Below are 9,851 nucleotides of genomic sequence, written 5' to 3' on the forward strand. Positions count from 1 at the left end.
ATGGACGAGATCAGCTATCAGATCCGCAACATCATCGTGCAGGAATTCAGCCGCGTGATCGCGCAGTCCGGCATCCCTGTGCTGGATATGGCGGCCAACACTGCCGATCTGGGCAAGCTGGTCGCCAGCGCCATCGACCCCACCATGAAGCAATACGGCCTGACGATCCCCGAGCTTTATATCGAGAACATCAGCCTGCCATCTGCGGTAGAAGACGCGCTGGACAAGCGCACGTCGATGGGGCTGGCCGGTGATCTGGGCAAGTTCACCCAGTATTCCGCAGCCGAAGCGATGACATCCGCCGCAGGCAACCCCGCAGGCGGCGGTATGGCCGCAGGCTTGGGTGCCGGTATGGGCATGGCGATGGCAAACCAGATGGCACAGGGTGGACCTTGGGGTTCGACAGCGGCCGCGCCGCCACCGCCGCCGCCTGTTGAACACGTCTGGCACATCGCTACAGGTGGCGACGTGACCGGCCCGTTTTCCAAGGCGGCCATGGGCCGGATGGTAACCGAAGGCACGCTGAGCCGTAACAGTATGGTCTGGACCCAAGGTCAGGATGGCTGGAAGGCGGCAGGCGATGTGATCGAACTGGCGCAACTCTTTACGATCATGCCACCGCCCCCGCCCGGCGCATAGGGCGCGGATGGCGATGTCGACCTTTTCCAAAATAGCGTCCAGACTGCCACACCGGCGTGTCTACCTCAAATGGATGCACTGGCTGATGGTGCCTTTGTTCGTCTGGTTTGTCGTTGTACAACCCGGCGACGTGCGACGGTTGGGCCCGGCGGCGGTTCAATTTCATTCGGTCATGGGGCTGGCATTTGTCAGTTTGGCGCTTTTCTGGACGGTCGATTACATGCGCAAGGGGCTAGCCAGCCGCCCCGGGCCGAAACTTCCCGCCAAGGTCCGTCCGTTTCATCAACTTCTGCACAAGGTGCTGATCTGGGGCATTTTCTTGGTGGCACTGACCGGCTTTGGGTTGGGTCTGACATCGGCGGTGCTGCTTTGGGCAGGCGGGATCGTTCCGATCGCCCCACCACTTGATCTGCCACAGGCGAACGACTTTATAGGCAAGGTGCACGAAATCGAGTTCTATGCGCTGGCGGTTATCGCGGGCATGCATGCACTGTTTCACCTTTGGCGACACTTCCGGCTGCGCGACAACGCCCTGAGGATCATGGCACCCAAAATCCTTCACAGGTTCCTTTGATGATGCGTTCGATAACACGGCGCAGGCTGACAATCCTGCTGCATTGGTCAACGCTGATGCTGGTGCTTGTCATGGTCAAAGGCGGCACATCCGAGGCGTGGGTCCGCTGGACCTTTGTGCTTGGCGGCGCCGTCTGGATCGGCATGGCGCTGGTCAAGGGCATGATGTGCAAACCGGGACCAAAGCTGACGGGCACGATGCGTGCGGCCTATCCGTGGATGCATCGGGGCATGTACGCGTTGCTTGCCGCTGCTGTCGCGCTCAATGCCGCTGCCCTGCTTGGCTGGATGCCGCATGACACAGGCTGGGTGGCGCTTTTGGTTCTGTTGGCAGCGGGTGCCATGCACGGCCTTTTCCACTTCTGGCGGCACAATGTACTTTTTGACGGTGCGCTGCGGGTGATGATGCCGCGCTTCATGCATAAGATACTTTAGATGACAGACGGACAGATCACCAAAAGCGAACATCACTTTCCCTGCGGCAGTTGCGGGTCTGACCTGCGGTTCGACCCGACCGATCATCAACTGAAATGCGATCACTGCGGCAACGTCCAAGAGATCGAAAGCGCGGGTCCTTGGGCCGGTGCCATTGTCGAGCTGGATTTCAAGCGCGCTGTCCACCAGCAGTTGACGACCGAGGACATCGAAGAGACCAGAGTGAGCACTTGCCCGAATTGCGGGGCACAGACCGAGTTCGATCCTGATGTTCACGCTGCCGAATGTCCTTTCTGCGCGACCCCTGTCGTCACTGATACAGGGACGCACCGCCATATCAAACCGCGCGGCCTTGTCCCGTTCGTCATGGATGAAGCGCAAGCCCGGCAATCCTTGGTGGATTGGCTCGGCAGCCTTTGGTTCGCGCCCAATGGTCTGACCGACTATGCCCGTAAAGGGCGCAAGATGAATGGAATCTATGTTCCGTACTGGACCTTCGACGCAGATACGAAAAGTCAGTACACCGGCCAGCGCGGCACACACTACTATGTCACCAAGACCGTGATACGCGACGGCAAACGCCAAAATGTGCGGGTACGCAAAACCCGCTGGCGGCCTGCCGCGGGCCGCGTGGCGCGGTTCTTCGATGATGTGCTGGTGCTGGCTTCGCGTTCGCTGCCAAAGCAATACACCGACAGGCTACAGCCTTGGGACCTTTCCGCACTTGAACCTTATAATCCAGAGTACCTCGCCGGCTTCAGGGCTGAGGGCTATCAGGTCGAACTCACCGACGGTTTCGCAGAAGCCCGCGCCTATATGGACCAGATGATACACCGCGACGTGAAATATGACATCGGCGGCGATGCGCAGCGGGTGCATTCCGTCGATACGACGGTGAAGGATGTGACCTTCAAACATATACTCCTGCCTGTCTGGCTTGCGGCTTACAAATACCGCGGACAGACCTATCGTTTTGTCGTGAACGGTCAAACGGGCCGTATACAAGGAGAGCGCCCCTATTCCGCCTGGAAGATCGCTTTCGCGGTTATTACAGGACTTATCCTTGCCCTTGGCGTTGGATTTGTTATCGCCAACAGTCAATAAAGCCGGAAAGTGACCCTGATGATCCTTTGCTGTGGTGAAGCCCTGATTGATATGTTGCCGCGTGAAACGGCAACGGGTGAAGGTGCATTCGCGCCTTATGCCGGTGGATCGGTGTATAACACCGCCATCGCACTGGGGCGGCTGAATGTGCCGGTGCAGTTTTTCTCAGGGCTGTCGTCGGACCTGTTCGGCGATATCCTGCGCGGGCAATTGGCCTCTTCGCATGTCGACAGCAGCCCTGCTGCCGTCTCGGACCGGCCCACGACCCTTGCATTTGTCACACTCACGGACGGACACGCATCCTATGCGTTCTATGATGAAAATACCGCAGGCCGAATGCTGTTTGAAAATGACCTGCCCAAGACCGATGCAGATGCGCTCTTTTTTGGCGGGATCAGCCTTGTGGTGGAACCTTGCGGTGCCGCCTACGAGGCGCTGATGCTGCGCGAAGCGTCAGACAGGCTGACCATGATCGACCCCAACATCCGCCCGTCCTTCATCACCGATGAACCCGCCTATCGCAAACGGCTTACGCGCATGATGGCGGCTGCCGACATCATCAAGACATCAGACGAGGACCTTGAATGGATGACCGGAAGTACCGACGCTGATGCGCTGCTCGAACAGACAGGCGCGCAGGTGGTTCTGCTGACACGCGGTAGCGCGGGGGTGCGTATTGTGACTTTGAGCGGTGCTTTTGACGTGCCTGCCGAGAAGGCAAAGGTCGTTGATACCGTTGGTGCAGGTGATACCTTCAGTGCCGGTTTCATGGCGCAACTTCACAAAAGTGGCCATCTGACCAAAGAAAGACTGCGGGATGCGACCGAAGCAGACATGCGCGCCGCTGCCGCTTTTGGCGCCAGGGTCGCGGCGATCACCGTCAGCCGCGCCGGTGCCAACCCGCCTTGGGCGTCCGAGCTGTGAGGGCGCTGATCCAGCGCGTCACCGATGCATCCGTCCGCGTCGATGGCGATGTGATCGGGCAAATCGGCAAGGGCCTTTTGATCCTTGTCTGCGCGATGGAAGGCGATGATGCCGCCAAATCTAAGCTATTGGCCGCAAAAGTGAGCAAACTGCGTATCTTTGCTGACGAAGCTGGCAAGATGAACAAATCACTGGTCGATGTCGGCGGCGCGGCCCTGATCGTCAGCCAGTTCACGCTGGCAGCGGACACATCGCGCGGCAACCGCCCCGGTTTCTCGGGTGCGGCAAAGCCCGATATCGGGCGGGCCCTTTACGCGCAGTTCATTTCGGATGTGGGTGACTTGGGGATCGAAACGGCTACCGGCGCGTTCGGGGCTGACATGGCTGTCAGCCTCACAAACGACGGGCCGGTGACAATCTGGATGGACGTCTAGCCTAGCACTCCCTGCCGACAACCAGCACCCAATAGGGTCCTTTGGGGCCTTGGGTAATACCGACACCAAACTCTTCGATGCGCGGGTGCAGCATGTTCCGGCGGTGACCGGGGGAATTCATCCAGCCGGTCACAATCTGCTCCGAACGGGGATAACCCCATGCGATATTCTCGGCGACGATGCAGTCGTTATAACCGGCATTCTGGACCCGTGCCTGCGGACGCGACCCGTCAGAACCGCGGTGATCGAAGAAATCGTTCACCAGCATGTCGCACGCATGGATCATAGCGGCCTGCCCCAACTTGCGATTGAACCGCAAAGGCGCTGCACCGTTTGCCCGCCTGCTTTGGTTCAGACCAGCCGCGATCTCGGTTGCGAGTTCGTTCACGTTCGTGGGAGCCACACAATTGGCCGCAGCCGCACTTGTACCAACAAAAGAGACGGCCATTGCGGCCAAAATGCTTGCAAAGCGTGTCATTTGAACTGTCCCGTCGATTTTTTTGAGTTGAACCTAACGGTCGTCAAAGATCACGGCAACGCTAAGGCAAGGATAGGGCAGGTCAGCGGCAATTACACAAAGCGCTTCCACATTTGGAAACCAATAACGCCCGGAGATAGAATTGTCGCCTAATGGCCAACAATCAGATGTTCAAGCAAAAGTTCGTTCGCCATGCAACAGCCAACAACAGTCGTCCCCTTGTGGTGCACGGCGCCTTGCTCTCAGAAATCCGTAGGTGCCCCGCCTTCGGCCTTGCGGCGATCCACAAAGGCAGTGAGTTCCTCTCTCACGGCATCTTCCATCGACGGTGGTTCGAACTGCGCAATAATATCCTTGAATGTCTGGTGTGCCCTCTCTGCGGTCCAGACACCGCCTGCGATCTCCCAGGCCTCGAAGTTGCGCCAGTCGGACAGGAAAGGCTGATAGAATGCTTCTTCGTAGCGGTCCTGCGTGTGTTGGATGCCAAAGAAATGTCCGTTCGGACCTACCTCCTTGATCGCATCCAACGCGATATCCTCGGGGGTCGTAGCGACAATCTGCGGTTCCATATACCGCTGGATCATCTGGATCACCTCGCAATCCATGATGAACTTTTCGGGCGAGGCGATCAGCCCACCCTCCAGCCAACCGGCGGCGTGGTAAACGATATTCGTACCTGATTGCACCGCAGACCATAGCGAATTCGATGTTTCCCACATCGCCTGACCGTCGGGAACATTCGCCGCACAGACGCCAGAGGCCCGCATGGGCAGACCGTAGAACCGCGCCATCTGTCCGGTCATCTGGGTTGCCCGCATATATTCCGGTGTGCCAAAGGCTGGTGCACCCGATTTCATGTCGACGTTGCTGGTGAAGGTGCCAATAACGCAGGGTGCGCCGGGGCGGACATATTGGAACAGGGCAATCGCGCTGATCGCTTCGGCAATCGAAAGGGTGACCGCACCGCTCATTGTGACAGGGGCCATGGCCCCGGCCAGCGTGAAGGGCGTCACGATCACTGCCTGTCCGCGCCGTACACAGCGCAGGCAACCGTCGATCATCGGCACGTCATGTTTCAGCGGGGAAGTCGAGTTGATGTTGGTGTACATATGCGGTTTGGCCGCGAACTCTTCGTCGGTCAGACCACCTGCGATCTTGACCATTTCCATCACGTCTTCAACACGCTCTTTGCCAAGCGAATACGCGTGGGCGACTTTGTCTGTCAGCGTCATCTTGTCATAGACGACGTCCAGATGCCGGACCGACGCGTGGACATCCACAGGTTCCACCGGATAGCCACCCGCGAAGTGGATACAGTTGAAATACTGTGTCAGGCGCAGAAGGTTGGCGCATTGCGCGCGGCTGCCGGACACCTTCTTGCCGATCTCCAGATCAAAGTAGTTGGGTGGCGACGAGACGTTGCCAAACAGGATATGCTTGCCACCGATCGTGATTTTCCTGTTGGGGTTGCGTGGTATGATATCGAATTGCGCAGGCGCATGGCCCAGCATCTCCATTACCCAATCGCGGCCCATGCGCACGTTGGTGCCGTTGACGGTACAGCCTGCCTGCTTGAAAAGCGCCAGCGCTTCTTCGTTCAGAAATTCGATCCCGATCTCTTCGAGAATACGCATCGCCCCATCATGGATAGCCTCTATGCCCTCCGGCCCGAGCGGTTCCGTCGGGCGGTCCGTGTTCACGGGGATACGCCAAGGCATCTGCTCGATCGTCGCGGTGCCACGCCGATTTGCGGCACCGGCCCGTCCGCCGCCGCGCCTCCGTGATTTGCTTGTCTCTGACATGGGCCGATCCCTTGTTGCTGAAACCTCAGCATTGCAAAGCATGATCACAAGAGATGACGGGAAACCGACAGACGATGTCGGATTCAGGATGCCAGCAGGTTTTCTGATTCAAGCCAAGCAGGGATTTCGCCGATATCGGGCAAAACGACGTCGGCCAGTGAAGCCAGCTCTGCATGGGGCGCTGGTCCGGTCAAGACACCGATCGTGCGCATACCAGCGGCCCGACCTGCATGCAGGTCATGGGTACTGTCGCCCACCATGACACATCCCCCAGGGGGCAATCCGGTCTTTGCACAAAAAGCATGCAACTGCCCTGCGGCAGGCTTTCCGCCATGTCCGCTGTCATACCCCGCGATAAAGTCGAAATGCCGCGTGACACCGGCGCGGTCCAGATGCGCCCGCGCGGGCGCTTCGGCGTCATTCGTGGCGATGCCAAGCCGAAGCCCTTTTGCGCGCAACCGCAGGAAATAGTCTTGCAACGGAACCGCTTCTACCTGCGGCACGGCTGCGGCCGCTGCGTTCATGCGCGTCAACAGCGCACCGGTTTCCAGTTCGGGCAGAACCGATTGGATCATGGCGGCCAACTCTGCGGCTGTCGACGCAATCACCATGCTTTCGGCCCGAAAACGTGCTGCCGCGACATCATACCCCAAAACATCCGCCAAGCGCGCAAAGAGCACAGGATCACCGCCGGTTTCGGCTTCCAACATGCCTCGTGTCCACGCGCCCCAAGTGGCGTTGAAATCGAACAACGTACCGTCCTTGTCGAAGATGATGCCCTTGATCACGTGACCTGCCTCTTGTTGATGCATTGACACCGGACCCTGCCCGCAAGACGGTGTCAATCGACATGTTGAAACTCCGTTCTTACGCCACCCGCCCCATGCACCTTGGTCCCTTTCCGTTGGAAAGTCTGCGGCGCATTGAAACCGTTGATTTATCTACATTGCCGCCGATGGAACGGGTCTGCTTTCGCAGGCCTGAAGACCCCGCAAGCATCATCAACGCGATGCAGGATTATCAGGCTATGTTGGATGCCACCCGCGACGGCATGGTCAAACGCGAGATCGCAGAGGTCCCCGCCGATCCGGCCGAGCGGGCCAATCATCTCAAGGCATTCGGATATTATTGCGACGCCAGCATGGTCGGCGTCTGCAAGATAACGCAGGACGCATGGCTGGAGACCCCGCTTGCCAACCCCGATGTTGATCGGCTGGCCGAGAAGTTGCGCACGATCCAGCCGAAATCACTTGCTGCGGGCATCGACGTGATCATGGCAGGCTTGCGCGAGAGCATGGCCTTGCCGCCGGTGGATTGCCGTCACCACACCCATGCGCTGGTTTTTCTTTATGATCATCCACGCGCCCCGAAAACCGACGAACAAGGCACCGACTGGATTAAAGATGCGCTGCCGCAACGAGCCTGTCTGCGCGGCATGGAAACGGCAGTGACCCTTGCCAGCTATGTCCGCACGCTGGGGTTTGATGCGCGGGCCCACTCGATGGCGGCGTCCGATGTGCATCTGGGGGCTCTCGCGGCGCTTGCGGGCCTCGTCGCGCTTGAGGATGGTACGCTGTCCAACCCGTTCACCGGCGACCGGTACGGGCTTGCTGCGGTCACTACGACGCTGGAAATGACACCGGACCAACCGATTGCGGCCGGGCAAAAACCACCGGTCAGCTATCAGACGGGGCTTGGGAGACAGGCCAAATCAGCTCGCACGCGTGATCCCTTTGCCAAACGCGATTTCGCGCTGGGCCCGCATCCGTTCGAGACCCTCAAACGCGTGGATGAGCCCACGACCTATATCGACCGCCCCAATGTCGCCCGTGTTCCCAAACGCGCCAATATGTTCGTACGCGGCTTGTTCGGGGATATGGGCAAGCACGTGCAAGACGCCACCAAGAACGGCAACTACGTGCGCAAATCAGCGGCAGCCTATGCGTTTCGCCCGTCACTTGGGGCCTTTGTGCTGCTGCAGGATGGCAAGGCTGCGGGCACGCCTGTGCCGGACACGCCCGAAAACAATACGGCGAACATCAAGGCCGCGCTTTACTTTCTTGGCGTCGATGCTGTGGGTCTTTCGGCGTGTCCGGACTGGGCCTATTACAGCCATGACACGACAGGCGCACCGATCACGCCCTACCACGAAAACGCCATCTCGATGATTATCGATCAGGGTCACGAGACAATGGAGGGCGCGTCCGGCGATGACTGGATTGCCTGCGCCCAATCCATGCGCGCCTATCTGCGGTTTTCGCTACTGGGGGGCGTGCTGGCCCAGCATCTGCGCAACCTTGGCTATACGGCCCGCGTCCATTCGGTGATGGATGAGGAAGTTCTGCATCCCCCGCTGCTGCTTCTGTGTGGACTGGGCGAGGTCAGCCGCATTGGCGAGGTGATCCTGAACCCATTCCTTGGCCCCCGTTTGAAATCAGGTGTCGTGACCACCAATATGCCCATGACCCACGACAAGCCCATCGACTTTGGCCTGCAAAAGTTCTGTGACGCCTGCAACAAATGCGCGCGCGAATGTCCGTCCGGTGCCATCACCGCAGGGCCGAAGCTGATGTTCAACGGTTATGAAATCTGGAAATCAGACAGCCAGAAATGCACTACCTACCGCGTCAGTCAGAAGAACGGTGCGATGTGCGGGCGTTGCATGAAAACCTGCCCGTGGAACCTTGAGGGGCTTTTCGCCGAAGCCCCTTTCCGCAAGCTTGCAATGACTGTACCGCAGACGGCCAAAGCACTTGCCGCCCTTGACGACAGGCTGGGCAAAGGGTCGATTAATCCGGTCAAAAAATGGTGGTGGGATCTGGAGATGGAGGATGACGGCGCCTATCGCACGTCCCGTCATCCGGTGAATGCACGCAAGCTGCAAACGGATCTTGACCTCAGATATGCCGATCAAACGCTGGCGGTCTATCCTGCACCACTTGCGCCGCCACCTTACCCATGGCCTGCGCCCATGGACCGCGAGGCAGGGATCGCGGCGTATGAGGCAATGATTTCAGCAAATGAGCACCGCAGGCGGCGCGCTGAGGGCCAGCCACCCGAGCATATCTATGCACCCCAACAGGGCAAGACACCGGTGATTCCCGTCGTGATCAGCAAAGCGGTCAAAATGTCGGAAACCGTAACCAAATACGAATTCTCCACGCCCGACGGCAGCGACCTGCCCCCTGCGACCGCTGGCGCGCATATCGATGTGGTCGTCGCGCCTGAATTCTTCCGTCAATATTCGCTCAGCGGTGACCCTGCCGACCGCAGCAAATACCAGATCGCGGTCTTGCGCGAAGATGCAGGCCGCGACGGGTCAAAGCTGATGCACCGGATCTTCGCAGAAGGACGGCGGGTCTTTATCTCGCGCCCGATCAACCACTTTCCCTTGGTCGAGGACGCATCGAAAACGCTTCTGATGGGGGGCGGGATTGGCATCACACCAATGATTGCGATGGC

General features: G+C 59.0%; 10 protein-coding genes. 7 read left to right on the forward strand and 3 right to left on the reverse strand.

Going from position 1 to position 9,851, the window contains the following annotated elements:
* From R6T97_RS09155 to dtd, 6 genes are all read left to right on the forward strand, one after another.
* Positions 1–639 (forward strand): SPFH domain-containing protein (locus R6T97_RS09155; protein WP_410348989.1); only part of this gene is annotated, 639 nt, incomplete at its 5' end.
* Between the two features lie 13 nt (positions 640–652).
* Positions 653–1,213, forward strand: coding sequence for a cytochrome b/b6 domain-containing protein (locus R6T97_RS09160; protein WP_410348990.1), 561 nt, complete (start codon positions 653–655; stop codon positions 1,211–1,213).
* Positions 1,213–1,647, forward strand: a complete 435-nt coding sequence (locus tag R6T97_RS09165) for a hypothetical protein (protein WP_410348991.1) — start codon at positions 1,213–1,215, stop codon at positions 1,645–1,647. Before R6T97_RS09160 ends, R6T97_RS09165 begins: the two co-directional genes overlap by 1 nt.
* On the forward strand, positions 1,648–2,751 hold the full coding sequence (locus R6T97_RS09170; protein WP_410348992.1) for a primosomal protein N' (replication factor Y) - superfamily II helicase: 1,104 nt from the start codon (positions 1,648–1,650) through the stop codon (positions 2,749–2,751).
* 18 nt (positions 2,752–2,769) lie between these two features.
* Positions 2,770–3,675 (forward strand): carbohydrate kinase family protein, encoded by a 906-nt coding sequence (locus R6T97_RS09175; protein WP_410348998.1) that lies wholly within the window; start codon positions 2,770–2,772, stop codon positions 3,673–3,675.
* The gene (gene dtd, locus R6T97_RS09180; RefSeq protein ID WP_410348993.1) at positions 3,672–4,109 is read left to right on the forward strand and encodes a D-aminoacyl-tRNA deacylase; all 438 of its coding nucleotides are present in this window, start codon (positions 3,672–3,674) and stop codon (positions 4,107–4,109) included. Before R6T97_RS09175 ends, dtd begins: the two co-directional genes overlap by 4 nt.
* A gap of 1 nt (position 4,110) precedes the next feature.
* Here dtd and R6T97_RS09185 read toward each other — a convergent pair whose 3' ends face one another.
* From R6T97_RS09185 to R6T97_RS09195, 3 genes are all read right to left on the reverse strand, one after another.
* Positions 4,111–4,587, reverse strand: a complete 477-nt coding sequence (locus R6T97_RS09185) for a CAP domain-containing protein (protein ID WP_410348994.1) — start codon at positions 4,585–4,587, stop codon at positions 4,111–4,113.
* 242 nt (positions 4,588–4,829) lie between these two features.
* Complete coding sequence (locus tag R6T97_RS09190; protein WP_410348995.1) at positions 4,830–6,389, reverse strand: trimethylamine methyltransferase family protein; 1,560 nt, start codon at positions 6,387–6,389, stop codon at positions 4,830–4,832.
* An 83-nt stretch (positions 6,390–6,472) separates the two neighbouring features.
* Positions 6,473–7,201 (reverse strand): HAD family hydrolase, encoded by a 729-nt coding sequence (locus R6T97_RS09195; RefSeq protein ID WP_410348996.1) that lies wholly within the window; start codon positions 7,199–7,201, stop codon positions 6,473–6,475.
* Positions 7,202–7,239: 38 nt separating this feature from the next.
* Here R6T97_RS09195 and R6T97_RS09200 point away from each other — a divergent pair.
* The coding region (locus R6T97_RS09200; RefSeq protein ID WP_410348997.1) for a 4Fe-4S dicluster domain-containing protein at positions 7,240–9,851 on the forward strand (2,612 nt) is incomplete at its 3' end.

Origin of the sequence: Yoonia sp., from assembly GCF_046498525.1 — a bacterium.
Classification (GTDB): domain Bacteria; phylum Pseudomonadota; class Alphaproteobacteria; order Rhodobacterales; family Rhodobacteraceae; genus Yoonia.

Bases quoted from the DNA above. Each gene is read 5' to 3' on its own strand.
- R6T97_RS09165 (WP_410348991.1), top strand. From the start codon at position 1,213: ATGATGCGTTCGATAACACGGCGCAGGCTGACAATCCTGCTGCATTGG.
- R6T97_RS09195 (WP_410348996.1), bottom strand. From the start codon at position 7,201: ATGCATCAACAAGAGGCAGGTCACGTGATCAAGGGCATCATCTTCGAC.
- R6T97_RS09175 (WP_410348998.1), top strand. From the start codon at position 2,770: ATGATCCTTTGCTGTGGTGAAGCCCTGATTGATATGTTGCCGCGTGAA.
- R6T97_RS09170 (WP_410348992.1), top strand. From the start codon at position 1,648: ATGACAGACGGACAGATCACCAAAAGCGAACATCACTTTCCCTGCGGC.
- R6T97_RS09190 (WP_410348995.1), bottom strand. From the start codon at position 6,389: ATGTCAGAGACAAGCAAATCACGGAGGCGCGGCGGCGGACGGGCCGGT.
- R6T97_RS09160 (WP_410348990.1), top strand. From the start codon at position 653: ATGTCGACCTTTTCCAAAATAGCGTCCAGACTGCCACACCGGCGTGTC.
- R6T97_RS09185 (WP_410348994.1), bottom strand. From the start codon at position 4,587: ATGACACGCTTTGCAAGCATTTTGGCCGCAATGGCCGTCTCTTTTGTT.